Raw genomic sequence first — 26,976 nt, 5'->3', positions numbered from 1 at the left:
AGGGTCGTGCTTTGCGGGGTGTCAATCAACGAGGCTGAATGGCGGAGCCGGGGCAAGGCTCGGCTTTAGGGCGCTTGCCAGCGGAGATCCGGCTGTCTCGCAGCGCGGGCCTCGTCGAGGCGGCCGACGGGCGTGACGTGCGGAGCCTCGTGCAGGAGCTCAGGCGACTCGTCGACCTCACGAGCTATGGTTGTCATGACCTCGATGAAGGCGTCGAGAGTCTCCTTGCTCTCCGTCTCTGTCGGCTCGACCATGAGCGCCTCTTCCACGATGAGCGGGAAGTACATCGTGGGCGGGTGCACGCCGTAGTCGATCATGCGCTTGGATATGTCAAGCGCTTTCACGCCCTTCTCGCGCTGCGACCGGCCTGTGAAGACAACCTCGTGCATGCAGGTGCGGTCGACGGCGACGCGGTAGGCGTGCTCGAGCTTGCGGCGGAGGTAGTTGGCGTTGAGGACGGCGTCGCCGCTGGCCTGGCGGAGGCCGTCCGCGCCCAGGGCTCGCAGGTACGTGTACGCGCGCACCAGCACGCCAAAATTGCCGTGGCCTGCGGACATCGCGCCAATGGAGTTCGTCGGCGTGGCGAAACGGTACTGTGCGCCCTCGGTGTCCTCCACCATCTCGACTACGGGTGAAGGTAGGTAGCGGGCGAGTCGCTCGCCGACGCACACAGGGCCTGCGCCGGGGCCGCCTCCGCCGTGTGGCGTGCTCGTGGTCTTATGCAGGTTCAGGTGCACGACGTCAAAGCCAAGGTCATACGGGCGGGCACGGCCCAAGAGGGCATTCATGTTCGCGCCGTCACCGTAGACGAGTCCGCCCGCGCTATGGACGATCTCACAAATGTGCGCGATGTTGGGGTTGAAGAGCCCGAGGGTGTTGGGGATGGTGATCATCAGGCCGGCAAGGCGGTCGTTGGCGGCGGCTTCGACGGCGGCGATGTCCAGGATGCCGTTGATGTCGGAGGGGAGGGTTACCACCTCAAAGCCGCCCATCGACGCGGACGCGGGGTTGGTGCCGTGGGCGCTGTCCGGGATGAGCATGACCTTGCGATGAGGCTCGCCGCGAGCCTCGTGATAGGCCTTGATCATCAGGACGCCCGCGAGTTCGCCATGCGCGCCCGCCAGGGGCGCGAGGGAACCGGCCGGCATACCTGTGATGGACTGCAAGTCTCGCTGTAGCCGGTACATCAGTTCAAGCGCGCCCTGCACCGTCTCCTCCGGCTGTAATGGGTGGATGCCGGAAAAGCCGGGCTGGGACGCGACCATGTCGTTGATCTTGGGGTTGTACTTCATCGTGCAGGAGCCGAGCGGATAGAAGTTGGTGTCCACGGAAAAGTTCTTCTGCGCCAACCGCGTGTAGTGCCGCACGACGTCCAACTCCGAGACCTCCGGCAGCCGCAGTTCCTCCCGGAGGAGGGATGCGTTCGGCATCGGCTGCTCAGGGACGTCGGAATCCGGCAACTGCACGCCGGAGCGGCCCGGCGCGGAGATGTCCCACAAGCTGTGGTGGCCTCGCTGCGCGAAGACGCCGTCTGTTGTCATTGCGCCCCTTTCCCTGCAATCTCGCGGAGCGCCGATACCAGCGCGTCTATCTCGGCGCGAGTGTGCATCTCGGTGACGCTGAGCAGCAGGCCGTTCTCGACGGCGCTTCCGGCATCTATGCCACCGATGATGCCGCGTCGCCACAGCGCGGCGTTGGTCTCCAGCGCAGTGTGCGGGCACCTGACCACGAACTCGTTGAACCACGGGCCGTTGTCCACGACCTCGTAGCTGTCCAGCGCCGCAATCTCCGCGGCGACGTAGTGCGCCTTCTGGTAGCTGAGCTCGGCCATTCTGCGCAAGCCGCCGGGGCCGAGGGCAGCCAGGCACACTGCCGTGCCCGTCGCTATGAGCGCCTCGGAGGTACAGATGTTGGAGGTGGCGCGCTCGCGGCGGATGTGCTGCTCGCGGGTCTGGAGCGTAAGGGCGTAGCCGATGCGGCCCTCGTGGTCGACGGTCCGGCCGGCGATGCGGCCCGGCATCTGCCGGATGTGCGACAAGCGGCAGGCGAAGTAGCCGACGAACGGGCCGCCAAAGCTCATGTTGACGCCGATGGGCTGCGTCTCTCCGGTGACAATGTCCGCGCCGAACTCGCCGGGTGCTCGAAACATGCCGAGGGCGACCGGGTCTGCGCTGACGGCGAGCAGGGCGCCGGCCTCGTGGGCGGCATCGGCAATCGGGGTGAGGTCGCGGACGGCCCCGAAGTAGTCCGGGTATTGCGTCAGCACACAAGCTGTCGCGTCCGAGATAGACTCGCCGCCGGGCGCGACGGTGATTACCTCGACGCCTTGGGGCACCAGGTAGGTGTCTACGACGGCGCGGTAGCGCGGGTTTACGGTGTCATGGACAATGACGCTGTGACGCCCTGTGACGCGGCAGGCCATGAGAGCGGCCTCAGCGAGGGAGCTTGCGCCGTCGTACATGCCGGCATTGGCGGCCTCCATAGCGGTGATCTCGCAGATCATGCTCTGGTACTCGTAGGTAGCCTGGAGGGTGCCCTGGCTCACCTCTGGCTGGTAGGGCGTGTACGAGGTGAGAAACTCGCCGCGGGAAATCATCGCGCCGACGACGCTGGGGATGAAGTGGCGGTAGACGCCGCCGCCCACGAAGCACGGCACTTCGCCGGGTACGGCATTGCGCTTCGCAAGTCCGCCAATCTCCCTGAGGAGCTCAAGTTCGGTCAGCGCAGGCGGCAAAGTAATGTCCGGGTTGCGAAAGGCGTCAGGGATGTCGGCGAAGAGTTCGTCGACGGAAGAAACGCCGACGGCGTCTATCATCTCCCGGCGCTGCGCTTCCGTGTGCGGGAGGTAGGAATGCGGGAAGGGAGTAGGCATTTCCACCCTGCGTTCTAGGTTGCGATTGCGCTGTCGTACTGCTCGTTGGTGAGCAGACGATCAACTTCCGACGGGTCAGACATCCTGACGCGGAGCATCCACCCTGCGCCATGCGGGTCCTCATTGACGCGCTCCGGGTGATCGATGACCTCCTGGTTGGTATCAATGACCTCGCCGCTGACCGGGACGAAGAGGTCGGAGACAGACTTGACCGACTCGATCTCGCCCATCCTCGCTCCCGCCTGCAGGATAGAGCCGACGGCAGGCAGGACGATGTAGACGACGTCGCCGAGCTGGTCTTGCGCGAAGAACGTCACGCCGATGGTTGCCGTGCCGTCATCCTCGACACGCACCCACTCGTGCTCGATGGTGTAGCGCAACTCGCTGGGGTGCTCAGTCATGGTGTGCTCCAATTAGCTGGTTTTAGGACGCCGGTAGAAAGGAAGCTCCGAGACTTCCGCCTCAACAAGCCGTCCGCGCAGGTCGATCTGTACCGATTGGCCCGGTGCAGTGTGGTCAGCCGGAACGTATCCCATGGCAATACCAGTGTCAAGGATTGGCGAATATGTGCCGCTGGTAACTTCACCGATGGCGTGGCCTTCATGGAGTACAGCGCAGCCGTGGCGCGGGACACCTCCGCCAAGCAGCCGGAAACCCACGAGACGGCGGCGGAGACCGTCCTCCTCCTGCAACTCGAGCGCGTCGCGGCCGTGAAAGATGTTCTTGTCCATGTTCACAAAGCGTTCAAGCGCGGCCTCGAGAGGCGTCGTGGTGAGGTCTATGTCCGAGCCATGGAGGCGCAGACCGGCCTCGAGTCGCAGGACGTCGCGGGCCCCGAGACCGCAGGGGACTGCACCGGCGGCGGTGAGGGCCTCCCACAACCGGGGCGCATGCGCGGCGTCGATGGCGATCTCGACGCCGTCCTCTCCCGTGTATCCGGTGCGGCCTACGAATCCCTCCGCTCTAACACCGTCGCCAAGGGCGAAGGGGAACGTGTCCGCGGCGAAGGGCCGTAGCGCGGAGGGGCCGGGGTCGCCGATGCAGAGGCCGTCGACGACTTCCAAAGCGCGGGGGCCCTGAATGGCAATGAGCGCGGTCTCGTACGTGTGGTCGTTGAAGGTGACGCCGGGGAATGTTGCTGCATTCTGGTCCATCCACCCGATCACGGCGAGGCGATTGGACGCGTTGCAGACGAGGCGCAGCAAGTCGCTGCCGTCATCGAACTGGGTGTGGTAGAGGATGACGTCGTCGAGGATGCCGCCGCTGTCGGAGAGGATAAAACCGTAGCGCGCCCGCCCTGTTGCGAGCGTCTTGACGCTGAAGGTGACAAGGCTGTCCATGAACGAGGCCGCTCCGGAGCCGTAGATGTTCAGCCGGCCCATATGGGAAACGTCGAAAATGCCGACGTCGCTGCGGACTGCCTTCACCTCGGCTATGACGCTGTGGTACTGGATGGGCATCTCCCATCCTGCAAAGGGGACCATCCGCCCGCCGGCGGCGACGTGGCTATCGTAGAGGGGGGTGCGCAGCAGCGGGGCGGAGTCGGAGTTCACGGCGTGCTCCAATTACCAGTTGCATCCATCGTATGAAGCCGCAAAAGGACGTGTCAATGAGGCCCATTGTCTCGGCTTGCTCGCTCGCGTTCAGTCCGCTATGCTGTTTCGCTAGAAATGGTCTGTTTCCGGCCAAACAGCTGCAAGGAGGACCCGTGAGTTGGCGCTACAGGCTACACCGCTGGCTGCATGACAGCCCCGGGTGCCCGATCAGATTCACCATTGTCAACCTCGCCATTCTTGTTGGCTTCGGCGCCATCCCGGCAGTCATCGACGCGAACATCGGCCGGGATGAGCTGCGCTGGAGCCTCACCATCTGGTTCGCGTTCATCGTGGGCGTCAGCGCGGTGGCGACCTGGAACGTGTTCATCCGGATGATCACACTGGACTACAACGACGTCAAAGCCCGGTTGGAGGACGCTGAGCAATAGGGGCGTCCCGGCAGATCTCATCCTCACGCGAAAGAGGTACGGTGCCTACGGTCACCACCATCGCGATTGACGGGCCCGTGGCATCCGGAAAGACCGTTGTTGGACGGCGTGTCGCCGACGCGCTGGGGTTCCGGTTCCTCGACAGCGGCGCCATGTACCGGGCCGTTACCCTCGCCGCACTCCGCGGCGATGTTCCGCTTACCGATGACGATGCCCTGACGGCCTGCGCGGTCGCGTCGGATCTGTCGCTGGGCGACGCGCCGGAGGGCACGCGAGTGCTGCTGGACGGCGATGATGTGACCGACAAGCTGCGCGGCCCTGACGTTGAAGGCGTCGTGTCCCGCGTGGCGGCCGTCGCGGGCGTACGGCACGTGCTAGTGGCGAAGCAGCAGGCCGTGGCGGCGGACGGGGCCATCGTCATGGTTGGCCGCGACATCGGGACCGTGGTGCTGGCGCGCGCGGACGTGAAGGCGTACCTGCAGGCGAGCGTTGAGGAGCGGGCAAAGCGCCGCCACTCGGAGCGGTTGGGCACGGACAAGGAGACCTCGCTGGAGGCAGTGGAGGCGGCGCTGAGGGAGCGCGACCACATCGACTCGAGCCGGGAGGCGTCGCCGCTGCAACCTGCAGAGGACGCGGTGGTCATTGATACGGACAGCCTCACAATAGAGCAGGTCGTCGAGAGGGTGCTGGAGATGGCAGGGGAGCGGAGTGGGAATGCCTGACAAGACGTACGCCGTATCCAATTCGATGATGCGCGGGGCGCTTCGGCTCTTCGCTAACTGGTCCGTCACGGGTACGGAGAACGTGCCTATGGCGGGGCCGCTGCTGGTAGCCGCGAACCACATAAGCAACTTGGACCCGCCGCTGCTGGGCGCGAGCCTGCCGCGGCGGCTGAACTTCATCGCCAAGCGGGGGCTGTTCAAGCCTCTCATCGGGACGTTCCTGCGCGCGTACGGCGCCTATGCGCTGAACCCGGATGAGCAGGGCAAGGACATTGAGGCGCTGCTGTGGATGCGCAAGCTGCTGCGGGAGGACCGCGCTGTCGTCGTGTTCCCGGAGTCACACCGGCACCCGGAGGGAGGCATGCGTGAGGGCGTGCCGGGCGTCGCGCTGATGGCCATCAAGACGCAAACGCCGATACTGCCGGTGGGCATCGCAGGGTCTGAGAGCGTCGGGCCCATCTGGCGCGTCGCGGTGCCGACGGGGAACATTGCCGTGACCATCGGTGAGCCGTTTACGCTGCCGGACGTGAAGGGCAGGCTGGAGCCGGAGCGTCTCAAGGAGTTGATGGACAGCGTTATGTTGCGGATTGCGGCCTGCCTTCCTGAACGCTATCATGGCGTCTACGGGAGGAACGCCCAGCCAGGGACGGACGCAGCGACTTAATGGCGGCCGCGGCGCCTCAGGCGGCCCTACACCCACCGGGCGTTCGCGCGAGACAGCATAGATGGAAGCCCAGACCACGTCTGAACGGAAACCCGCCCTCAAAGAGCGTCTCGCAACCGTGACCTCGGCGCTGCAGCACCGCAACTACCGCCTCTACTTCACCGGCCTCCTCTTCTCCGTCACCGGATTTCAGATGCTCTTAGTCATCCAGGGATGGCTTGTCTGGGACATCACGGGCGACCCAAAGGCGCTGGCCTACCTGGGCGGGGTGACGGCGGTGCCCACGGTGCTCCTGAACCTTTACGGCGGCGTCATTGCCGACCGCTTCGACCAGCGGCTGCTCATCATCCTGGTGTCGATCACCATCGCAGTGTTGCTGACCGTAATGGGCGTGCTCGTGACGATGGACATGGCCACCCTCTGGAATCTGCTGCTGATATCCTTCTTTATCGCGGGGGCGCAGGCGTTCGACAACCCGTCACGGCAGGCGCTGTACCCGCACCTCATCGCACGGAAGGACCTGATGAACGCCGTCGCGCTGAACTCCATCGTGTGGCAGGGGACGCGCGTAATCGGCCCGTTGGTAGCCGGGGCCCTGATCGCAGGGCCCGGCGCCGGGTCGGCGCTGTTCCTGGCGGTTGCGGGCTTTGTGCTGATGGCAGGTGCGATGATGATGGTGCGCGTGCCGCCCATCCCCCGGGCCGCGCGCGGCAGCATGGTGCAGAACCTGATTGAGGGCATTGGGTACGTGGTCAAGAACCAGGTCTTCGCAGTGCTCATTGGGTTGTCGTTCCTCAACAGCTTCTTCGGCATGTCCTTCGTCATCCTGATGCCCATCTTCGCGACGGACATCCTGAACGTGGGGCCGGAAGGCCTCGGACAGATGCACGCGGTTGCGGGCGGCGGGGCAATAATCATGGCGCTTGTGGCGGCGGCGATGAGCAAATCGCGCAATAAGGGGCTGTGGCTGGTTGGCGGCGCGGTGGTCTTCGGCGCGACGGTCATCGCATTTGCGGTGTCGACCAACTACATCTTCTCTCTGGTGGCGCTGTTCATCGGCGGCGCGGCGACCACTTTCTACATGGTGATGGTGCAAACATCGCTGCAGGCGCTCGTGCCGGATCAGCTCCGTGGTCGAGTATTCAGCATCTTCAGCCTCACATGGAGCATGCTGCCACTGGGCGCGTTGCAGGCGGGTCTCGTGGCTGACTGGGTGAGCCCGCAGTTTGCCGTGGCTCTCGGCGGGGGGGTCGTCGCGGTGGTGGCGCTCACGGTGCTGCTGCTGCGCCAGATCCGCATCGTCGGCGTCACGACGCAGCAGGCGCTGGAACGGGCCTCGGCGTAGGGGCGCTCCACGCATATCGCCTCCGCCTTCAACCTCCCTGAGCTTGGCTATTGCCTTGTCCAAATAGACTTGAACCCCTCGTCCGGCAGTGACCCGATTAGAGTCGAGTCAAGCGAGGCCTTTTCTGCGAAACACCCCTCATCCAGCACAAAGGGCGTCAGAAGTGGAAGCACTCGCGACAAAGTAGTAGTCGCGTTGGCTGCGTACGCAGACCAATTCCGCGTGTTGGGCAGCACCCTTGACGTCGACGCACGAGACAACACCTACACCAACCCTGAGGTGTACGGTGAGGGCTTCCCCGTATACTGGGCCAACGGGAACTGGGTCGCCGACGACTACCTGGACTTCTATGACGGCGAATGGACCACAACCGACCCAGGCAGCTTGGCGGACGGCACGGTGATTGACTTTGAACCCGACGAATACATTTTCGCCGGCACGCTCGCGAACGGGACGGCCGCGGACAGGCACCTGGGCGGGCTCCTAAGGTCGGGCGAAATCAGTGTCCAAGCCCAGCTTGCTTTCCCAGGCCAAGGGATTGGACTGTCAGATCACTGCTACGATACCGCAGAGACCCCGCGTCGCTTCTATGGCTTGTCCGGCCTCTTTCAGGTCGAGGGCGAGAGAATCACTGAAGGCTAGGCGGCCGCGAACGAGCCATCGTGAGCGGCTTGTCATGTGGACTCGGCGGCGCAAGCGTGTCACAGCGCTTGCGCCGTACTTCGTAGTGAGAGAAGTGTGCGTCAGGCGCCCTTCTTGCTTTTCCTGACCGGCCCTTCGTATAATCCGCGCATCATTGACTTAGCAGGGCCGCCTGCTGTTAGAGGAGCCGATGACGAATTCACCCGGACAACCCCTGCGTATTGCGCTCGACGCGATGGGCGGTGATTACGGGCCGCCGGAGACGGTAGCGGGCGCTGTGGCCGCCGTAACTGAGGGACGAGGCCGCGTGGCCGTGCTGCTGGTCGGCGACGCCGACGCCGTGCAACCGGAGGTGGACCGCCAGGGCGGCGGTGGCCTGCCCATCAAGGTCATCCCGTCCGAGGGCGTAATACTGGACAGCGAATCGCCGCTGCAGGCATTGCGCGCCAAGCCGAAGGCCTCCGCCGTAGTGGGAGTTGGCATGGTGAAGGAAGGCATTGCCGACGCCTTCGTCACAATGGGTTCCACCGGCGCGGCGATGGCCGCGAGTGCGCTGTTGCTCGGCATGATGGAGGGCCTGGAACGTCCGGCGCTTGGGGGGCCGATCCTCGGCTACGCGCCCACGACCGTCTTCATGGAGCTGGGCAGCAGCATTGACTGTCGGCCGTCGCAACTGGTGGACTTCGCGGCGCTTGGCGTCGCGTTCAGCCGCACGTACCTGGATGTGACGGACCCACGGGTGGGGATCCTGAGCGTGGGCACGGAGGAGGGCAAGGGGAACAGGCAGTCCAGGGAAGCCTTCCCCCTCTTCCAGGCCAGCGGGCTGAATTTCGTCGGCAACCTCGAGGGCCACGACCTTGGCAGCGACAAGGCGGACGTCGTGGTGTGCGACGGTTTCGTAGGCAACATCCTGATAAAGACCATCGAGGGGCTTGGCGAGGACCTTGCCCGCTACGTGACGGGCCGGCTCGCCTCGCATCTATCCGAGGCCGACGCCGCCGCTGTAGGCCAGGACATCTACTACCTGCTGAACCGCATTGAGTACAACGGGGGCGGGCCGCTTTTCGGCATCAAGGGGAACGTCATCGTCGGTCATGGGCGGGCAAGGGCGAACGGAATATCGCGTGCGGTACACACGGCCGTCCGCGTGTGTGAGACCGGGCTTGCCGGGAAGATGGAAGAGGAATTGAACTCTCTGCGGACGCGCACCGCGGAGTAGGAAAGACTGGAGAACGAGCTTGTCATCTGACGGTAGAGTAGCCCTGATCACTGGGGGATCACGGGGAATTGGCAGGGCGATTGCGCTTCAACTTGCTTCGCAAGGCATGCGCATTGTCGTTAACTACGTCAGCAACGCGGAGGCCGCTGAAGAAGTGGTGCAACGCGTCAGGGAAGCCGGCACGAAGGCCGTGGCGCTGCAGTGTGACGTGACCAGGGTAGAGGACGTGGAGCGGCTGTTCACACAGGCGGCCGAGGCCTTCGGCCCCGTCGAGGTGCTGGTGAACAACGCGGGCATCATCAAGGACTCGCTCCTGATGCGCATGTCCGACGACGACTGGGACAGCGTGGTCAATCTGGACCTGCGGAGCGTTTTCCTCTGCACGCGAGCGGGCATCCGCACGATGGTGCGCGGCCGGTGGGGCAGGGTCATCAACATCGGCTCCGTGGTGGGCCTTCGCGGCAACCAGGGGCAGGCGAACTACGCGGCTGCGAAGGCGGGCATGGTCGGGTTCACGCAGAGCGTGGCCAAGGAAGTGGCGTCGCGCAACGTCACCGTCAACTGCGTCGCGCCCGGATACGTCGAGACGGACATCGTCGAAGCCCTGCCGCCGGAGCTGAAAAAATACATCATGGACCGGGTGCCTATGGGGCGATTCGGGATGCCGGAAGAGATTGCGGGTTTCGTGGGCTACCTCGCCTCTGACGCCGCCAGCTACATCACCGGCCAGGCCATCGCCGTCGATGGCGGCCTGGTGATCTCCTAGGACCGGTATGACCTCTCCCGAACGCAAAAAACCCTTCGCCGGGCGAGTTGCGCTCGTCACCGGGGCGTCGCGAGGCATCGGACGCGTCATCGCCCGCGAGCTTGCAACGCTCGGCGCGGACATCGTGGTCAACTACTTCCGCAATCACGCGGAGGCGCGCGCCGCGCAGGAGGAGATTGAGGGGCTCGGCGTACGGTGCATCCGCGTGGCGGCGCACCTGGCCGAGCCGGCGCAGGTGCGCAAGCTGATGGACGCAGTGCGCGATCGGTTTGGACGGCTGGACATCCTCGTCAACAACGCCGCATCGGGGGTGAACCGGCCGGGGCTGGAGCTTGAGGAGAAGCACTGGGACTGGACATTGAACATCAACACCAAAGCGCCGTGGCTGTGCACAAAGGAAGCCGTCCCGCTGATGCGCGAGGGCGGGCGAGTAGTGAACATCAGCAGCTTGGGCGCGGGTCGCGTCTTCCCGAACTACCTCTCAGTCGGCGTGTCGAAGGCGGGGCTGGAAGCCGTGACGCGCTACATGGCCGTCGAACTGGCGCCTCTGGGCATCACGGTAAACGCCGTCTCCGGCGGCTACGTGCAGACAGATGCCCTCCAGCACTTCCCCAATCGCGAGGAGATGCTGGCCAGCGCACGGTCCAAGACACCGGGCGGCGAGTTGCTGACGGCGGAAGACCTCGCGAAGGCCGTCGCCTTCCTGTGCAGTGACGCAGCCGCGATGATCCGCGGCCAAGTCATCGTCGTCGACGGCGGGATGTCGCTGACGCTCTAGGCGACGGCCGCGCCGCTTTCCGAAATCGCCTTCTGCACCTTCCACGGCGACATCGGCAGGTCCGGCATGCGCACGCCGATGGCGTTGTGGATGGCGTTGGCGACGGCGGCCGGCGGCGGCACGATGGGTACCTCACCGACGCCGCGCGCGCCATAGGGGTGTCCCGGGCTGGGCACCGTCACGAGCAGCGTCTCGACCAGCGGAACGTCCAGCGCAATGGGCATCCTGTAGTCGAGGAAGCTGGAATTGACCATCCGTCCCTCGGCGTCGAGGAAGTACTCCTCGTTCAACGCCCAGCCAATGCCCTGGACGACGCCGCCCTGGATCTGGCCCTCGACGTAGCTGGGGTGGATGGGCTGGCCCACGTCCTGGGCAGCCGTGTATCGCAGGATTTCCACTTTGCCGGTCTCGGGGTCGACCTCAACGTCGACGAGGTGAACCGCGAAGGTGGCGCCCTGGCCGCGCGGGTTTACGGACGCGTTGCCGGTGATGGGGCCGCCGGTGGCGTTGAGCTGCGCCGCCATTTCCTTGAACGTCTTCGTCAGGGCGCTGTCTGTTCGGTGCTTCAGGACTCCGCCCTCGTACAGGACATCCTCCACGGCAACGTCCCAGATTTTGGCGGCGCGGGCGATCATCTGCTGCTTTATGTCCTCGGCGGCGGTATAGCAAGCCCAGCCGGTCTTGAAGGTGACGGAGCTGCCGCCGGTGTTGGAAGTGTAGCCGATGGAGTCAGTGTCGCCGATGGTGGGCTTGATGTCCTCAGCTGGGATCCCAAGCAGCTCTGCGACGTGCATGGACGCGGAGGCGCGGGTGCCGCCGATATCCGGCGAGCCCTCGACGAGACTGACGGTGCCGTCGGGGTTGACGCTTGCAGTGGCAGTCGACGGCCCGGTGCCGTTGCCCCAGAAGCCCGCAGCGACGCCGCGGCCGCGCCACTTGCCCTCAAGCGGCGTGTTGTAGTGGTCGTGGGCCTGCACGGCGGCTACAGTGTCGGACATTCCCACACTGCCGAAGGCGGGCCCCGTCAGGCGACGCTCGCCCTCGCGGGCGGCGTTGATGAGGCGAAACTGCAGCGGGTCGATGCCTATCTTCTCGCACAGCTCGTCGACGACTGTCTCGACGGCGAAGGCGGCGGCGGGGACGCCTGGCGCGCGGTAGGCGGCGCTCTTGGGGCGGTTCACAACGACGTCGATGCCCTCGATGTAGCCGTTGGGGATGACGTAGGGCGAGAACATGCACTGGCAACCACCGGACACCGGCGAACCCGGAAAGGCGCCGGCCTCATAGACAAGGTGGGCCTCGGCGGCGGTGATCTTGCCCTCACGGGTTGCGCCCATCTTCACGCGGATGTGCGCGCCGGCAGTGGGGCCGGTGGCCTCGAGGACCTCGGCGCGGTTCATCTGCAGCTTGACCGGATGGCCGGACTTGCGGGACAGGATCGCGGCCACGGGCTCCAGGTACACCAGCAGCTTGCCGCCGAACCCGCCGCCGATCTCCATGGGGATGGCCTTGATGCGGGAAATCGGGATGTTCAGGAGGCGTGAGGTCTGCTCACGCACCATGAAATGCCCCTGGCTGCTGGACCAGATGGTGAGCTTGCCGTCGGGGCCCCAGTGAGCCGTCGCGGCGTGGGGCTCGATGTAGCCTTGGTGCACGGGCGACGTGTGGACCTCGCGCTCAACGATTTCGTCGGCCTCGGCGAAGCCCGATTCGAGGTCGCCCATGCTGAACTCGAAGCGGTTGGCGAGGTTGGTCTGCTCGCCCTCCTGGTCTTCGCCGCGATAGCCGCCTGCCCGGATGTAGGCGGTCTCCATCGTCTGGAGGCGCGGGTGCAGGATGGGCGCGCCGGGCTTCAGTGCCTCCCGGGCGTCGGTGACGGCGGGGAGCACCTCGTAGTCGACGTCGATGAGTTCGAGGGCTTGCTCGGCGGCTGCGGCGCTCGTTGCCGCAACCGCAGCGACGGCGTGGCCCTTGTAGAGCGCCTTGTCGAGGGCCATGACGTTGTTGCTAAGGAAGCGGAAGTTGTGGAGAGATCCCTCAACAAGGTCCTCGACGAGGCCGGAAAGCTGGGGCAGTTCCTTCGCCGTCATGACGGCGCGGACTCCGGGATAGGCCTCAGCGCGGCTGGTGTCGATGGACTTGATGATGGCGTGGCTGTGGGGGCTGCGCAGGACATTGCCGTAGAGCAGGCCCGGCAGGTTGATGTCGGCGCTGAAGCGGGCGTTGCCGGTGACCTTGTCGACGCCGTCATGGCGCACGGGCCGGGTGCCCACCACGCGGTAGCCGTTGGTGTAGTCGCCGTTGCCGTGTCCGTTGGATGCCATGCTAGCCCTCCAATAGTTATGTCGCGGCTACGCCGCCGCGCCCTGTTGAGCTTCTTCCGGTGACCATGTGACTTGAACCGACGGGCCGCTCTCTCCGACGTGCAACGTGTTGCCGGCGGCCGCGTGGCCGGAGCGGACCGACGCAAGCGCCTCCTGGACACCGTCGTGCGCGATGGGCGAGATGCTCGTCACGCGGCCGACGGACGACCCATCGGCCATGAGGACGGCGCCCGGAGGACACTCCGCGTCGGCGGGTAGCTCTATGGCTACCATGAAACGTTGTATCCGGTGGTAATTGTACAGCCTCGCGACAACCTCCTGGCCCGTGTAGCAGCCCTTGGTCCAGGAGACCTCGTTGATGAGGCCCGCCTCAAGCGGATTGTTGTCGTCAGTGAACTCCGCGCCCCATCGCGGCACACGGGCTTCGATGCGCAGCGCTTCGAGCGCGTGTCGGCCGATGGGCGTCGCGCCCAGGTTGAGCGCGGCATCCCATAGCGCCTCCGCCGGCTCGCCGGGCACGACGACGTCGAAGCCGGGCTGGCCGGCGGGCGCTGTCCTCGCGACGAGGGCCTCGCTGCCCTGCCATGACACCGTGACGGCGCCAAGGGGCGGAAGGGCGGCGGCCGGGACGCCGAGAAGCTGCTCGACGAGGGACTCGGCGTTCGGGCCGAGGATGGAGACCATTGCGGTGGCCTCCGTGACGTCCTCGATCGTGGTGTCCTCATCGAAGGTGAACATGTCTATCCACTCGGCGACCTCGGTGCGGCGCTCCGGCGAGGTTAAGAGCAGGAAGCGCTCGTCCCAGGGGAGCACCGTGATCCAGTCGAGGACGCGGCCCTTGCCGGTGGTGATGACGGTGGTCTGGCCCGCGCCGTCCGGCAGCGGGTCAACGAGGTTGGTGCTGAGGCGGTTCAGCAAGTCGAGCGTGTCCTTGCCGCGGGCGACAATGCGCCCTCGGTGCGAAGTGTCGGCGATGGCTGCGCCCGTGCGCACAGCATCGTGCTCGGCGGCCGTGTTGTCGAAACCAGCGGCGGCGGCCCAGCCGGCCACGTCGCGGAACGTCGCGCCGAGTTTCGCCTGGGCCTCGTAGAGTGGTGTCCGCTGCATTCCCTCTCCCTCGGATATACAAAGGCCGCCGTCCTGCGGAGCATGGACAAGCGGCCCTGTTTGCGTCGTGTGTGGGCTAGACGGAGAAGCTGGTCCCGCAGCCGCAGGTGCTCTTGGCGTTGGGGTTGACGAAGGTGAACCCCTTGCCGTTCAGCCCGTCCGAGAAGTCCAACTCTGTGCCCGCCAGAAAGACAAAGCTCTTCTTGGGGACGAACAGCCGGATGCCCTGGTCCACAATGACCTTGTCGTCCTCTTGGGGGCCGGCCTCGACGGAGAGCGTGTAGGTGAGGCCGGAGCACCCTCCGCCCTTCACGCCCACGCGCAGGCCGAACTCCTCGCCCTTGCGGTCCTTGTCAGCGAAGTAGGCTACCTTCTTCGCTGCGCGTTCCGTGATGTGGATCGTCAGTGGGGCTACCGCCTCCGGCATAACTCCTCCTCCAAACATGACCTGCCCGATGCAGTATTGATATGGTAGCCAGAGGGGTGGAAGCTGTCAACGCTCGCCAATGGTCAGATGCTATCCCCAACGGCGGCATGCAATGTTGCCTTGCCGGCTACAGTCCCTTTAATTCTAAAGTGGCCACCTGCCCCGTGCCCAGGCCTGCTACGCGGATGGCGTGGTTGTTGGTGTCCGCGATGTACAGGGCGCCGTTGGCGCACGATACGCCGGACGGCTCGTTGAGGCGGGTGTCTGTCCATGCTCCGTCCTGAAGGCCGGACTCCGTGCCGCCAAAGAGTGTCGTGGTTTCCCTGGTAAGCGGGTCCACGCGCTTTATCTTGTTGTTGTAGGTGTCCGCGATGTAGAGGACGCCCTTGCTGTAGCAGACGCCCTGCACATGCTGTAGGAGCGCGCGCTGCCCAACGCCATCGCGGTCACCGAAGTCGAAGAGGTCTATACCGACGAGGGTTTCGACGTTGCTGCCGGGAGCTGCGCCGGCGGCTCGCACGGCGCTGGTCTCGCTGTCTGCGAAGTAGAGGCGGACCTCGCCGTCGTGGGTGATGCCGGTGGGCTGCGCGAGCCACGCTTGCCCGAGCGGCCCGTCGCTAAGGCCCTCGCGTCCGCTGCCGGCGAAGGGGCCGATGATGGCGCTGGCAAGGTCCATCGACCAGAGCTGATGCGTGCCGGCCATCGCAATGTAGAGCGTGCCGTTGAGCACGGTCACGTCCCACGGCGATCGCAACGGCATGCCGCCGGCCGGACCGGGAGGCATGAAGGTCATGGCGGCCTGTCCTATGCCGGAGATGGTCTGCACCTTCCGGGCTGCAAGGTCTACCTTGCGCAGGGCGTGGTTTTCCTTGTCCGCGATATAGAGAATGTCGCCGTCGAGCGCCATGCCCTGCGGGTCATTGAATTGTGCGTTGGTGTAATCTCCGTCTCTCAGGCCGGGTTCGCCGTCGCCGATCACGTCCTGCACCTCGCCGTGGAGCGAGGCTACGACGATGCGGTGGTGGCCGGAGTCGGCGATGAAGAGGCGGTTGCTGGCCTCGTCGGCGAGCAGCTTGCCGGGAAAGGCAAGGGCGTTCTCAGCGGCCTGCTTGTCGCGCTCCAACGTCCATGTCGTCGGACTGCGCTTGATGAGGCCTTTGATGTCGTAGGCCGCGATGAGGGGCTGCAGGAAATTGTCGAGGTCCTCAAAGCGATACTCGCCCTCGTGCTTGCCGAGCACCTTGCCTTCCGGGTCAATGATGAAGAGGGAGGGCCATGCGCGGGCGGCGTAACGCTGCCATACTTGGAAGTCGCGGTCGTTCACCACGGGATGCCGGATGTCGTATCGGAGGATTGCCTGCCGCACAGCGTCGGTCTCCTTCTCCGCGGGGAACTTGGCGGAGTGGACGCCGAGCACCACGATCTCCTCGGGGTAGGCCTCTTCCAGCTTCCGCAACTGCGGAAGTATGTGCATGCAGTTGACTCAGCAGAATGTCCAGAAGTCCAGGAGCACCAGCTTGCCCTTCAGGTCCGCCAGGCGGACAGGCGCACTCGTGTTGAGCCACTCCAGGCCGTCCGGGAACTCCGGTGCGTAGATTGCCCCTGCCGTTGCTTCCGCCATTTCTCTCTCCGCGGCGAGTGCGCCACCCTCATTGTGCACCACATCGCCGCCGAACGCACCCCGGCGCTCCGCTTGCTATGCGCGCCAATGAGCAGGTATGCTCAGCAGGTTGTGCCTACGCGCACAATTGTGAAAGAGCAATGGCAATCAGCGACTCACCACAACCCATAGCCCGTTGGGATGGCAGACGCCGGGGAGTTTTCCACGGCTGGTACATTCTTGCGGCCAACTGCCTGGTCATGGGCTTCTCCTCCGGCGTCACCAACTACGGCGCAACGGTCTTCTTCAACCCCGTATCGCATGCGCTGGGCATCAGCCGCACCGTCGCGTCGCTGGCGATTGCGCTGGCACGGGCGGAGAACACTGTGCTCGCGCCGATTGTCGGCTACTTCATAGACCGCTTTGGGCCACGGCCGCCAATCATCACGGGCATGTTCCTCATGGGCCTGGGAATGATCTGCTTTGGCCTCTTTGCCCGGAATTTGCTGCTGTTTGTGGTGACTTGGACGTTCATGGTGTCGCTTGGGGCGAACATCGGCGGTTTTGCCCCGAACTGGGCGGCGATCAACAACTGGTTCAACCGCAAGAAGGGCCGGGCGATGGGAATCGGCATGGCGTCGCAGGCGATGGGCGGCGTGATCCTCGCGCCGATGCTGGCCTTCATCATCTCGCGTTGGGGCTGGGAAACCGGCGCGGTGGTGACGGGAATCGCCATCTTCGTCTTGGTCATGCCGGTCACCAAGCTCATCCGGACCCGGCCGCAGGACATGGGCCTGCTGCCCGACGGCGATCCGCCGGAGCCATCGGCCGCATCGACGGCGATGCTGGATGCCCGGCAAGCCGACGGAAAGCCGCACGCCCTGGTCGAGATGCCGGGCAGGAACTTCACCATCAAGCAGGCGTTCAAGGCCCACGCGTTCTGGCTTTTCATGGGCGCGCTGGCGCTCCGTCAAATGGCGCAGGCAGGCATGGTGCTGCACATGTCGCCAATGCTTCAGGACCGGTATGGGTTCACCGGCGTCGAGGCGGGGGTTCTGGTGGGTATTCTTGCAGCTATGGGGGTTGTTGGGGCGCTGTCAGGAGGCTACATCAGCGACCTCTTCCAGCGGCGCAAGGTCATGGGGATCATAGTTGGACTGGAGGCGGTCTCACTGTTCCTGTTGCTGCTGAATGAATTGCCGCTGGTGTACGTCTTCATCGTCATTTTTGGCTTTGGACAAGGCGCGCATGCGTTGAACCGTGCAATCCTCGGCGAGTACTTCGGCAACAGCCATTACGCGCGCCTCTGGGGGATGCTCAGCATGGGCACGACACCCTTCGCCGCGTCCGGGCCCGTCGTTGCAGGATGGATCTCGGATACATCGGGCTACGGTGCAGCCATCTTCGTCTTCATGCTGTTGTACGGCGTTTCCGGGCTGCTGTACTATAACTGCAGACGCCCTCCTATCCCCGTAACCTCGACGGCGCCTCGGCCGAGCGATTCGTAACCTCTAGCTCCAAGGCGAGTGCAATGATTCCCGCTGTGCGACACGAGCACGTCTCCGTGGATGGCATGGACATTCACTATGCCGCCGCGGGAGAGGGGCCGCCCATAGTCCTTCTCCACGGGCTGGGGGCGTCCTGCATCACGTGGGAAGAGAACATCGGGCCGCTGTCCGAACGGTTCTCGGTGTATGCGCCGGACATTCCCGGCCACGGGGACAGCGTGAAGCTGGGGATCAAGTACACCACGGACGCGGGCGTATCCTTCATCCTCGGCTTCCTTGACGCCATCGGCGCGCCGACGGCTGCGCTGGCGGGGAGCTCGATGGGCGGGCTGATCGCGCTGCTCACGGCGCTCAATCACCCGGACCGCGTATCGCATCTGGCGCTCATCAACACGGCGGGACTCGGCCGGGAGATTGCGGGCTATCTTCGCGTGATGTCGCTGCCGTTCCTGGGCGAGTTTTTGGAAGGGCCTACGCACCGCAGCGCCAAGGCGATGATGCGGTTGGTGTTCGGGCCGCGGAAGGTCTACCCTGAGGCGCTCTTTCAGGAATTGCTGCGCACAAGGTCGCTTCCCGGCGGCCGGGATGCCGTGCTGAAATCGCTTCGCCAGGGCGTCGACGTCTTCGGGATAAAGCGACGCTATCGGTTGCTTGACAGCTTGCGAGACCTGCAGATGCCGCTGATGATTGTGTGGGGCGCGCTGGACCCGGTGTTCCCGGCGAAGCACGCGCACGCGGCGGCCGAGGCGGCCCCGGAGGCACGTTTCCTCTACTTCCCTGACGCCGGCCACTGGCCTCACATGGAAGAGGCGGAACGGTTCAACGCGGAGGTGACGGCGTTCCTGCTGGGAGAATCCGCGGCATGACGTTCGTAAGGAGTACAGGATGAGCTTTGGCACGATTGGCCTCCTGGGCATCGGAGAGATGGGCAGCGCCGTCGCGCGGACGCTGGGAGTGCACACGCAGGTGGTGACCACGCTGGAGGGCCGCAGCGCAAGGACGCGCGCAAACGCGGAGGCGGCGGGAGTCAAGGACGTGGGCTCCGTTGACGAGATGGTGCGGCAGTCGGACCTGGTCCTCTCGGTGCTGGCATCCGACACCGCTCCCTTCGTTGCGGGTCAGGTGGCGGACGCGGCCCGTCGTGTGGGTGTCCGGCCGCTGTTCGGCGAGTTCAACGCCATCGCACCGGTCACGGTGCAGGAGATCGCGGACGCGGCCGCCGACGCGATGGACGTCGTCGATGGGGGCATCGTAGGCGGGCCTGGCAACCTCGGCGGGGCGAGCTTCTACCTTTCAGGGCCGCGCGCGCAGGAGGTGGCCTCGCTGCGGGAATACGGCATCAATACCGTGCTGCTGGGCCCGATTGTCGGGCAGGCGTCCGGCGCAAAGCTGTGCCACGCTGGCATGACCAAGGGGGTCTCCACGCTGGCGCTGGACATACTGCTGGCGGCTGAGGCGCTCGGCGTGGCCGACACCGTGATGGCGCAGTACACGCGCTCCATGGCGGGAGTGCTGCAGTTCGTGGACCGGTTTGTCCCCGGCAATCCGAAGCGGGCCTACCGCCGGGCGGAGGAGATGCCGGAGGTCGCAAAGATGCTCGATACGCTGGGGCTCGACGGGAGCATCCACCGCGCGGCGTACGAGCGGATGCAGTGGCTCGGCTCGCTGGAGCTGGACACGGACGGGGCGCCCTCGGCCTCGGACGTGGCGGCGCGCATCATTGAGTCGACGCGGCCGGCGGCTGGGAATGGTGGGCCGTAGGCGGAAAGGGCGCCGCCTGGCCGGACTACCCCTCCCTGCTGTCCCTCGTGGAATGGTGCCGGGGCTTCCTCGCTGCCAGCAAACCCAGGAAGACCAATGACTGCAGCGCTACGTATATCCACAGAATGACGACGTAGCTGCCCTGTGTGTCGAAGACGAGAGTGGCGGCCAGCGGGCCAACGGCGTTGGTGGCCATCTGCCATGGCATGACGACCCCCCGTAGCGCGCCGAGGTGCCTCGAACCATAGTAGTCGGCGAGAATGACCTGCTGCGCAAGCAGTGAGCCCGCGAAGGCCGTGCCGTGCACCACGGCAAACACCGCTCCAATCGCCATGTTGTCCAAGGCAATCAGCAGCAGCGTGCCGACAATCATGCCGACTTGGAATGTTGCGATGACCGCCTGCGCGGAGATGCGTTCGACGATGAGGCCCGCGCCCAGTGAGGCGGGGATCCCAATGAGTGACCAGATCGTCAGTACGGCCACCGCCTCAGCCTCAGTCAGGCCTTGGTCGCTCATGTACGGGATGAAGTTGAAGTTGATCCCCGTGTTTACGAAGCTGGTGAGGCACAGAGCGGCCAACAAGATGTAGAAGGTGCGCGTCCGAAGCGCTTCCGACAGCGTGAAGTGGATCTCAGGCCTGGGCGTCGGGCCGTCCTGCGTGCGCGCGCCCGTGGCCTCATGGCGCTCGGGAGGGTCACCGTCGGGGCGAAGGCCCATGTCTTCGGGCTGCCGACGCATCCAGAGAAGCACCGGCGCCAGCGTAAGCCCCCATACGAGGAAGCCGAGCGAGGCGGCAGCCCATCGCCAACTGGCGGCGCTTATGATCGTCTGCGCCATGATCGGCACGGCGCCTTGGCCGAATCGCTGTCCGAGGTTGCCGTAGGCCAGAGCGCGGCCGCGCAGTCGTACGAACCACTTGGCCAGGACGGTCTGGTTGGTAAGGTTGATGACGCCCTGCAGCAGCAGCCGGGTGAGGATGATGACCCCATAAAACTGCCAGAGGGTCGTGACACTGCTCCAGTAAACAAAGAGGCTGCCCATCGCGAGGAAACTCACGAAGAGCATCCATCGAGCGCCGAACCTGTCGATGAGGGGGCCGACACCCAGGGCGACAACCCCGCCGCCAATGGTCCCGATGGCCACGGCGCCCGCAATAACCGAGCGGCTCCAGCCGAAGTCTTCCACCATCGGCTTGACGAAGACGCCAACGGTTGGATTGACTATGACGGTGGAGGCCACGGAGGAGAGGACGGTGATCCAGACGATGACCCACCCGTAGTAGCGCAGGGGACGCTTTCGGCCGAGGGGTCCCGTGCTCAAGGGTACGCGCCTGCTTTCTGCCCCGTGAGGCGGGTGTATGTTGGCCGGCTGGGTCCTAAGGAAACCCGAGCCGCCGCTCCTTGAGGCTCACGTATCCGTCGCGGGCCAGGACGACGTGGTCAAGCAGATCTATGTCCAGCAGCTTGCCCGCTTCCAGCAGCCTGCTCGTAACCTGCACGTCCTCGCGGCTGGGCGTCGGGTCGCCGGACGGGTGGTTGTGCACCACAATGATGGACTTGCAGTTCTCCCGGACGGCTTCACGGAACACTTCCGACGCGCGGACGTCGGCGGAGTTCACGGTGCCGTTGTAGACCTCACGGATGCCCATGACGTAGTTTCGCGTGTTCAGTAGCAGGACGCGAAGGCTCTCCTTGCTCAACCACATCATCTCCGGCAGCAGCAGGTGCGCGACGTCAGCCGACGATGAGACGCGGGCCCGAGCGTCGCTGGGGAGCGAGGCGATGCGCTTGCCGAGTTCCATCGCCGCCATCACCTCGGCGGCCTTGGCCGGACCCAGCCCGTGCTGCTGCATCAGTTCGCCGAAGCTGGTCTGGGCGAGACCTGAGAGCCCTTGCCGCATGGCGAGGAGGCGTTTGGAGAGCGTGAAGACATCCTCACCCCTTGTGCCGGTGCGGAGCAGAATTGCGAGGAGCTCGTGGCTGCTCAGGGCGCCGGGCCCCTGGTCGCGGAGCCGCTCACGGGGCCGCTCCTCAGCGGGGAGGTCATGGATTCTGCCCTGGTACCCGGAGGGAGGCGATAGCTCGGACACTGTGGTTGTCCTCCCTCATTGCGTTTCATCTATGGCGCCTGCGACGACGGGCCGGTTGCCTCGACGGCTGTCTGTTCGTCCTGGCACGTCATGCACACGTACCCGTCTCCCTGCTCCTCGGCAACCCCAACGGGCACGTTGCGTTTCTTGCCGCACACGGAACAGTTCACCGCAACAAGAGGCGTGTTTCCCGACCGCGACGGATCGTTGGCATAGCCGCGAAACCCCTTGTAGTCAGGGTTCTGGCGGCAGTTTGCCAGAAAGCGTTCTTTGTCTTTACGGCGGCTCATATGCTACCGCCTTTCCGCTTGTGCCAGTCGGTTCGTTGGTAGTGGCAACCCTCGTGGTTGTCCGCTCCCCCCGCCTCCTCATACCGGCATTCGCCGGTATGAGGAAAGCCCGCGGCCAACGACTCGCTTCAGTGCCGCTCGGCCTGAGCCCGCCCCTATCTTGTCGAAGGGCGAATAGACCGCCTTGCGCCCGTCCCTACGAGACAGTGACCTGGGCGCCGGCAGCCTCGATCTTGGCCTTGACCTCTTCCGCCTCTTCCTTGGACACGCCCTCGCGGACGGCCTGGGGAGCGGCTTCGACGAGGTCCTTGGCTTCCTTCAGGCCCAGCGTGGTGACCTCACGGACGGCCTTGATGACGTTGACCTTGTTGGCGCCGATGTCGGTCAGGGTTACGGTGAACTCGGTCTGCTCGTCCTCGGGCGCGGCGGCCTCGGCTGCGGCTGCAGGCGCAGCGGCGACGGCCGCGGCGACCGGCATGGCTGCGCTAACGCCGAGCTTGTCCTCCAACTCCTTCACCACCCAGGCCGCGTCCATCAGGGACAGGCCAAGGATGCCGTCCAGAATCTCTTCCTTGCTCATTGCCCTTCCTCCTCTTTGTTTCTGTTGTTAGCTTGCTTGCTTCTCTGCGTTCCGCTGCAGCACGGTTGCGACGCCCCGGCCGGGGCCGTTCAGGGCGAGGGCAAGGCCCTGCGCCGGGCTGTTGACGGAGCGGGCGAGCCGCGCAGCCACCCCCGCGATCTGCCCCATGAGCTGCGCCATGATGACGGGCCGCGGCGGCATGGTGGCCAGAGCGTTTACCTGCTGGGAACTGAGCACCTGCCCATCGACCATCGCGCCGTTGACCGGCATGGTGATGCGCGCGGCGCGAATGTGCTCGGTGAGCAGCTTGGCGGCCTCAGCCGGGTCACCCTTGCCCATGATCAGGCCGGTGGGGCCCGTCAGGATCTGGGCAACCTGTGGGACGCCGATTTCCTCCGCCGCGAGGGTCGCGAGCGTGTTCTTCACGACACGGTACTCCAGACCCTGGCTCTGGAGTTTGCGCCGGAACTCGTTCATCGCCGCGACGTTCAGGCCGGTGAAGCCAGTGCTGATGAGGAAATCGCTTGAGGACAGCCGCTCCTTCAGGTCGTCCAGTGTCTCGACGTTCTTCTGTGACGGCAACGCTCACACTCCCATTGCCAAAATAAAACCCCGGCCGAAGACCGGGGCGCAGCGCGGAATCGCGCACTTCACACCACCTGCGTGGGGGGCCTTTGCCATTACGCCTCTCGACGACCCACGGTCTTCGGCGACCTTGACAATTGTAACGGAAACCCCTGGGCTGTGCCAGCCCGCTTCCAAATTGGAGGTTACTCAACCTTCAGGGCCTGCGTCTCCTGGACGTTCAATCGAAGGCTGGGGCCCATGGTGGAGGTCAGGTGAATGGTCTTGTAGAGGTTGCCCTTGACCGCCTCCGGGCGGGCCTCGGTAATGGCCACCACGGCAGCCGCCAGGTTCTGCAGGAGCTGCTCATCATCAAAGCTCAGCTTGCCGATGGGCATGTGCAGGTTGGCGGAACGGTCCATCCGGAACTCGACTCGGCCGCCCTTTGCCTCGCGGATGGCCCGGGGAATGTCCTGCGGCTGGACGACGGTGCCCGTGCGGGGGTTGGGCATAAGGCCGCGCCGGCCCAGGACGCGGCCGAGACGTCCGATCTGCCCCATCATCTCCGGCGTGGCTATGGACACCTCGAAGTCCACCCAGCCTTCCTGCTCGATCTTGCGGATGAGGTCGGCGTCGCCGATGAAGTCAGCGCCGGCCTCTCGGGCAATGGTCTCAGCCTCGCCCTGGACGAAGGCGACCACGCGCTGGGACTTGCCCGTCCCGTGAGGCAGCTGCGTCACGCTTCGGATGAGCTGGTCGGCGTGGCGAGGGTCTGCGTTGGTCTTGATGTGCAGCTCCACCGTCTCGTCGAACTTGGCCGGGGCCATCTCCCGCAGGATCTTGATGGCCTCCGCCGGCGGGTAGGGGTGAAGGTGCTCGCGTTGCTTGACAGCATCGTCGTGGCGCTTTCCTCGGGAGCGGGTGCTTGCCTGTGTCGTCATCTAGCCCTCCACCACTTCAATGCCCATGCTTCGGGCGGTGCCCTTGATCATCTCGACCGCCGCCTCGACATCCTGGGAGTTGAGGTCTTCCAGCTTGTTGCGTGCGATGTCGCGCACCTGGCTCAACGTCACCGTGCCGGCCCGCTCGCGGCGGGGCGCGGAGCTGCCGCTCTCGACGCCGGCAGCGCGGCGGAGCTGGTCCGAGGCGGGCGAGGTCTTGGTGACGAAGGCGAAGGAGCGGTCCTCAAACACCGTGATGGCCACGGGGACGATGTTGCCCTTCTGGTTGGCCGTCTTGGCGTTGTACTCCTTGACGAAGCCCATGATGTTGACGCCGTGCTGACCAAGCGCCGGACCGACTGGCGGCGCGGGCGTCGCCTCTCCCGCCGGGATCTGGAGCTTTACAATTGCCCTGACCTTCTTTGCCATGAATGCCTCTCAAAATCGAGGCGCCGGCCGCCCTTCGAGTTCTCTCGAGGCGAGCGGGCGCCCGGTGTCCGTGCCTGTCGGCTGCTAGCCGATGCGTTCCGCCTGGAGGAAGTCGAGCTCCACCGGCGTCTCGCGTCCGAAGAAGGACACGAGCACGCGCACCTTGCCCTTGTCCGCCATGACCTCGTCGACGACGCCGATGAACTCGCTGAACGGGCCGTCGACGACCTTGACGCTCTGGCCCTTGGCCAGCCCAACCTTGGCGCGCGGCTGCGCGTCTTCCATGCGCTTGAAGATGTTATAGACCTCTTTCTCCGTCAGCGGGACGGGGCGGGCCTTGCGCTCGCCCTCCTCGTCGGCGGAGATGAAGCCGGTGATGCCGGGCGTGTTCCGTACGACATACCAGCTCTGGTCATCCATGTTCAGCCGGACGAGCACGTAGCCCGGGAACAGCCTCTCCCGCTTGGGGCTCCGGCGCCCGTCCTTGATCTCCACCACCTCTTCCGTAGGGACCACAACCTCAAAGATCTTGTTTCGCACGTCCATGGTGGCAATGCGCTGTTCAAGGTTCTTCTTGACGCGGTCCTCCATGCCGGAGTAGCAGTGGACGATGTACCAATGCCCCTCGTCGGGCGTGTCCTGGGTGTCTTCCACCATCTGGTCTACGTTTTCATGCGTAGTCATTGCGTCCTTCCTTCCACCAAGGCCCTAGGACAACGTGTTTCGAGCCAGGATGCTGAAGAGGAAGTCCAGGAGTCCAAGGATAGCGCCGATCAGGCCGGCCACCGCGATGACCACGCCCGTGAGCCGGGTGGCCTCCTGGCGAGTGGGCCACTCAGCCTTGCGGAGCTCGGCGTAGACCTCTCCAAAGAAGCCCAAGCGGAACATGCTCCGCTGTGCGGCGGAGCTCATGCTCTGCTGCAGGGACGGCCTACGGACGTTTTGCCGCGCCATTACGCCTACCGAACCTCACGATGGAGGGTGTGACTCCGGCAGCGGCTGCAGTACTTGCGCCGCTCCAGCCGCTGCGGGTCATTCCGGCGGTTCTTCTGGCTGTGGTAATTGCGCTCCCGGCAATCCGTGCACTGGAAGGTAATGGCGTTCCGGTCGCCTTTCTTCGCCATGACTCTCCTACTGGGACACGTTGGTGATTACGCCCGCGCCCACCGTGCGGCCGCCCTCGCGGACGGCGAAACGGAGGCCCTCCTCCATCGCGACGGGGACGCTGAGCTTGACGCGCATCTTGATGTTGTCTCCGGGCATCACCATCTCGACGCCCTCCGGCAGACCGATCTCACCGGTCACGTCCGTGGTACGGATGTAGAACTGCGGCTTGTAGCCGGGGAAGAACGGCGTGTGACGACCGCCCTCGTCCTTGGTGAGCACGTAGACCTCGGCGTCAGCCTCGGTGTGCGGCTTCACGGAGCCCGGCTTGGCCAGCACCTGGCCGCGCTCGATCTGGTCGCGGTCCACGCCGCGGAGCAGGCAGCCGACAGCGTCGCCGGGCTCGGCCTCGTCCAGTAGCTTGTGGAACATCTCGACGCCGGTGACGACGGTCTTGCGGGTGTCCGTGAAGCCGACCATCTCGACCTCGTCCTGGACCTTGATGATGCCGCGCTCGACACGGCCGGTGACCACAGTGCCGCGGCCCTTGATGGCGAAGACGTCCTCAATGGGCATGAGGAAGGGCAGGTCGCGCGGGCGGTCGGGCTCGGGGATGTAGTCGTCCACGGCCTGCATCAAGTCAAGGATGCCCTGCATGGACTCGGCGTCGTCGTCCAGCGCCTTGAGTGCGGAGACGCGGACAATCGGAATGTCGTCGCCGTCGAAGCCATAGCGGGTGAGCAGCTCGCGGACCTCGAGCTCCACCAGCTCCAGCAGCTCGGGGTCGTCCATGGCGTCGCACTTGTTGAGCGCGACGACGATGGAGGGCACGTTCACCTGGCGGGCCAGGAGGATGTGCTCGCGCGTCTGCGGCATGGGGCCGTCGGGCGCGCTGACGACGAGGATGGCGCCGTCCATCTGGGCCGCGCCGGTGATCATGTTCTTGATGTAGTCAGCGTGGCCGGGGCAGTCCACGTGGGCGTAATGCCGGGTGCCCGTCTCATTCTCCACATGGGTGATGTTGATGGTCACGCCGCGGGCCTTCTCTTCAGGCGCCTTGGCGATCTGGTCGAAGGCCACGAACTGCGTCTTGTTGTCATCCTGCTTGCCCAGGACGTAGCTGATCGCCGCGGTAAGCGTGGTCTTGCCGTGGTCGACGTGACCGATAGTGCCGACGTTAAGGTGCGGCTTGTCCCGGACGAACTTCTGCTTGGCCATTGCGAAAAACTCCTCCTCAGCTTTGTGGAGCCCACAGCCGG

At 65.1% G+C, this 26,976-nt stretch carries 31 protein-coding genes; 11 read left to right on the top strand and 20 right to left on the bottom strand.

The features are described from left to right. Positions 1–65 precede the first annotated feature (65 nt). From gcvPB to gcvT, 4 genes are read right to left on the bottom strand one after another with little or no spacing between them, the layout of a single operon-like run. Complete coding sequence (gcvPB, locus tag OXC99_05445; GenBank protein MCY4624431.1) at positions 66–1,541, bottom strand: aminomethyl-transferring glycine dehydrogenase subunit GcvPB; 1,476 nt, start codon at positions 1,539–1,541, stop codon at positions 66–68. Continuing rightward, positions 1,538–2,872, bottom strand: a complete 1,335-nt coding sequence (gene gcvPA, locus OXC99_05440) for an aminomethyl-transferring glycine dehydrogenase subunit GcvPA (GenBank protein ID MCY4624430.1) — start codon at positions 2,870–2,872, stop codon at positions 1,538–1,540. The genes gcvPB and gcvPA overlap by 4 nt, the downstream gene beginning before the upstream one ends. A gap of 14 nt (positions 2,873–2,886) precedes the next feature. Beyond that, positions 2,887–3,273, bottom strand: coding sequence for a glycine cleavage system protein GcvH (gene gcvH, locus OXC99_05435; GenBank protein MCY4624429.1), 387 nt, complete (start codon positions 3,271–3,273; stop codon positions 2,887–2,889). A 12-nt stretch (positions 3,274–3,285) separates the two neighbouring features. Beyond that, positions 3,286–4,425 carry a glycine cleavage system aminomethyltransferase GcvT gene (gene gcvT, locus OXC99_05430; protein MCY4624428.1) on the bottom strand — a complete coding sequence of 380 codons (1,140 nt, stop codon included), beginning with the start codon at positions 4,423–4,425 and terminating at the stop codon, positions 3,286–3,288. A gap of 155 nt (positions 4,426–4,580) precedes the next feature. Between gcvT and OXC99_05425 the strand changes: the two genes are divergently transcribed. From OXC99_05425 to fabL, 8 genes are all read left to right on the top strand, one after another. Next, positions 4,581–4,856 (top strand): hypothetical protein, encoded by a 276-nt coding sequence (locus OXC99_05425; GenBank protein ID MCY4624427.1) that lies wholly within the window; start codon positions 4,581–4,583, stop codon positions 4,854–4,856. A 41-nt stretch (positions 4,857–4,897) separates the two neighbouring features. Beyond that, positions 4,898–5,578: a (d)CMP kinase gene (gene cmk, locus OXC99_05420; GenBank protein MCY4624426.1), complete on the top strand. Its 681-nt coding sequence runs from the start codon at positions 4,898–4,900 to the stop codon at positions 5,576–5,578. Further along, entirely contained in the window at positions 5,571–6,242 is a 672-nt protein-coding gene (locus OXC99_05415) for a lysophospholipid acyltransferase family protein (GenBank protein MCY4624425.1), read from the top strand. Before cmk ends, OXC99_05415 begins: the two co-directional genes overlap by 8 nt. 61 nt (positions 6,243–6,303) lie before the next feature. Next, positions 6,304–7,587, top strand: coding sequence for an MFS transporter (locus OXC99_05410; GenBank protein MCY4624424.1), 1,284 nt, complete (start codon positions 6,304–6,306; stop codon positions 7,585–7,587). 195 nt (positions 7,588–7,782) lie between these two features. Beyond that, the gene (locus OXC99_05405; GenBank protein MCY4624423.1) at positions 7,783–8,229 is read left to right on the top strand and encodes a hypothetical protein; all 447 of its coding nucleotides are present in this window, start codon (positions 7,783–7,785) and stop codon (positions 8,227–8,229) included. Between the two features lie 190 nt (positions 8,230–8,419). Further along, the gene (gene plsX / locus OXC99_05400; GenBank protein MCY4624422.1) at positions 8,420–9,448 is read left to right on the top strand and encodes a phosphate acyltransferase PlsX; all 1,029 of its coding nucleotides are present in this window, start codon (positions 8,420–8,422) and stop codon (positions 9,446–9,448) included. Positions 9,449–9,467: 19 nt separating this feature from the next. Then, on the top strand, positions 9,468–10,214 hold the full coding sequence (gene fabG, locus OXC99_05395; protein MCY4624421.1) for a 3-oxoacyl-[acyl-carrier-protein] reductase: 747 nt from the start codon (positions 9,468–9,470) through the stop codon (positions 10,212–10,214). Between the two features lie 7 nt (positions 10,215–10,221). Continuing rightward, positions 10,222–10,992, top strand: a complete 771-nt coding sequence (gene fabL, locus OXC99_05390) for an enoyl-[acyl-carrier-protein] reductase FabL (protein MCY4624420.1) — start codon at positions 10,222–10,224, stop codon at positions 10,990–10,992. On the opposite strand, the gene OXC99_05385 is transcribed toward fabL, so the two are convergent. The 5 genes from OXC99_05385 to OXC99_05365 all read right to left on the bottom strand — a co-directional run bounded on the left by OXC99_05385 (position 10,989) and on the right by OXC99_05365 (position 16,471). Beyond that, positions 10,989–13,316, bottom strand: a complete 2,328-nt coding sequence (locus OXC99_05385; GenBank protein MCY4624419.1) for a xanthine dehydrogenase family protein molybdopterin-binding subunit — start codon at positions 13,314–13,316, stop codon at positions 10,989–10,991. The two genes, fabL and OXC99_05385, sit on opposite strands and share 4 nt — an antisense overlap. A gap of 27 nt (positions 13,317–13,343) precedes the next feature. Then, on the bottom strand, positions 13,344–14,423 hold the full coding sequence (locus OXC99_05380; protein ID MCY4624418.1) for an aminomethyltransferase family protein: 1,080 nt from the start codon (positions 14,421–14,423) through the stop codon (positions 13,344–13,346). A 76-nt stretch (positions 14,424–14,499) separates the two neighbouring features. Continuing rightward, the gene (locus OXC99_05375) at positions 14,500–14,850 is read right to left on the bottom strand and encodes an iron-sulfur cluster assembly accessory protein (GenBank protein ID MCY4624417.1); all 351 of its coding nucleotides are present in this window, start codon (positions 14,848–14,850) and stop codon (positions 14,500–14,502) included. A 127-nt stretch (positions 14,851–14,977) separates the two neighbouring features. Further along, on the bottom strand, positions 14,978–16,357 hold the full coding sequence (locus tag OXC99_05370) for a thioredoxin-like domain-containing protein (protein ID MCY4624416.1): 1,380 nt from the start codon (positions 16,355–16,357) through the stop codon (positions 14,978–14,980). Continuing rightward, complete coding sequence (locus OXC99_05365) at positions 16,334–16,471, bottom strand: hypothetical protein (GenBank protein ID MCY4624415.1); 138 nt, start codon at positions 16,469–16,471, stop codon at positions 16,334–16,336. The genes OXC99_05370 and OXC99_05365 overlap by 24 nt, the downstream gene beginning before the upstream one ends. A 140-nt stretch (positions 16,472–16,611) precedes the next feature. Here OXC99_05365 and OXC99_05360 point away from each other — a divergent pair, with 140 nt between their 5' ends. The 3 genes from OXC99_05360 to OXC99_05350 are packed head-to-tail and all read left to right on the top strand — an operon-like array spanning position 16,612 to position 19,719. Beyond that, positions 16,612–17,958 (top strand): MFS transporter, encoded by a 1,347-nt coding sequence (locus OXC99_05360; protein MCY4624414.1) that lies wholly within the window; start codon positions 16,612–16,614, stop codon positions 17,956–17,958. A 23-nt stretch (positions 17,959–17,981) separates the two neighbouring features. Next, complete coding sequence (locus OXC99_05355) at positions 17,982–18,824, top strand: alpha/beta fold hydrolase (protein MCY4624413.1); 843 nt, start codon at positions 17,982–17,984, stop codon at positions 18,822–18,824. Positions 18,825–18,843: 19 nt separating this feature from the next. Continuing rightward, complete coding sequence (locus OXC99_05350) at positions 18,844–19,719, top strand: DUF1932 domain-containing protein (protein MCY4624412.1); 876 nt, start codon at positions 18,844–18,846, stop codon at positions 19,717–19,719. Positions 19,720–19,744: 25 nt separating this feature from the next. Here OXC99_05350 and OXC99_05345 read toward each other — a convergent pair whose 3' ends face one another. The 11 genes from OXC99_05345 to tuf form a co-directional block, all read right to left on the bottom strand. Further along, complete coding sequence (locus OXC99_05345) at positions 19,745–21,040, bottom strand: MFS transporter (protein ID MCY4624411.1); 1,296 nt, start codon at positions 21,038–21,040, stop codon at positions 19,745–19,747. A 55-nt stretch (positions 21,041–21,095) separates the two neighbouring features. Then, a complete protein-coding gene (gene radC / locus OXC99_05340; GenBank protein MCY4624410.1) occupies positions 21,096–21,809 on the bottom strand; it encodes a DNA repair protein RadC in 714 nt (237 codons plus the stop codon). A 29-nt stretch (positions 21,810–21,838) separates the two neighbouring features. After that, positions 21,839–22,099, bottom strand: coding sequence for a hypothetical protein (locus OXC99_05335; protein ID MCY4624409.1), 261 nt, complete (start codon positions 22,097–22,099; stop codon positions 21,839–21,841). A gap of 196 nt (positions 22,100–22,295) precedes the next feature. After that, positions 22,296–22,679 (bottom strand): 50S ribosomal protein L7/L12, encoded by a 384-nt coding sequence (gene rplL, locus OXC99_05330; protein MCY4624408.1) that lies wholly within the window; start codon positions 22,677–22,679, stop codon positions 22,296–22,298. Between the two features lie 27 nt (positions 22,680–22,706). Next, positions 22,707–23,261, bottom strand: coding sequence for a 50S ribosomal protein L10 (gene rplJ, locus OXC99_05325; GenBank protein MCY4624407.1), 555 nt, complete (start codon positions 23,259–23,261; stop codon positions 22,707–22,709). A gap of 188 nt (positions 23,262–23,449) precedes the next feature. Beyond that, positions 23,450–24,184, bottom strand: a complete 735-nt coding sequence (rplA, locus tag OXC99_05320; GenBank protein MCY4624406.1) for a 50S ribosomal protein L1 — start codon at positions 24,182–24,184, stop codon at positions 23,450–23,452. Continuing rightward, on the bottom strand, positions 24,185–24,613 hold the full coding sequence (gene rplK / locus OXC99_05315) for a 50S ribosomal protein L11 (GenBank protein ID MCY4624405.1): 429 nt from the start codon (positions 24,611–24,613) through the stop codon (positions 24,185–24,187). It lies immediately after the preceding gene. 84 nt (positions 24,614–24,697) lie between these two features. Then, the gene (gene nusG, locus OXC99_05310) at positions 24,698–25,297 is read right to left on the bottom strand and encodes a transcription termination/antitermination protein NusG (protein MCY4624404.1); all 600 of its coding nucleotides are present in this window, start codon (positions 25,295–25,297) and stop codon (positions 24,698–24,700) included. A gap of 24 nt (positions 25,298–25,321) precedes the next feature. Next, the gene (gene secE, locus OXC99_05305; protein ID MCY4624403.1) at positions 25,322–25,567 is read right to left on the bottom strand and encodes a preprotein translocase subunit SecE; all 246 of its coding nucleotides are present in this window, start codon (positions 25,565–25,567) and stop codon (positions 25,322–25,324) included. A gap of 5 nt (positions 25,568–25,572) precedes the next feature. Continuing rightward, positions 25,573–25,737, bottom strand: coding sequence for a 50S ribosomal protein L33 (gene rpmG / locus OXC99_05300; GenBank protein MCY4624402.1), 165 nt, complete (start codon positions 25,735–25,737; stop codon positions 25,573–25,575). 7 nt (positions 25,738–25,744) lie between these two features. After that, positions 25,745–26,935 (bottom strand): elongation factor Tu, encoded by a 1,191-nt coding sequence (gene tuf, locus OXC99_05295; GenBank protein MCY4624401.1) that lies wholly within the window; start codon positions 26,933–26,935, stop codon positions 25,745–25,747. Between the last annotated feature and the right edge of the window lie 41 nt (positions 26,936–26,976).

The sequence above is a fragment of the Chloroflexota bacterium genome (assembly GCA_026713825.1).
GTDB lineage: Bacteria > Chloroflexota > Dehalococcoidia > Lucifugimonadales > UBA1127 > UBA1127.
The sequence above is the reverse complement of the archived record's forward strand: the minus strand, read 5'-3'. Positions and strand labels throughout refer to the sequence as shown.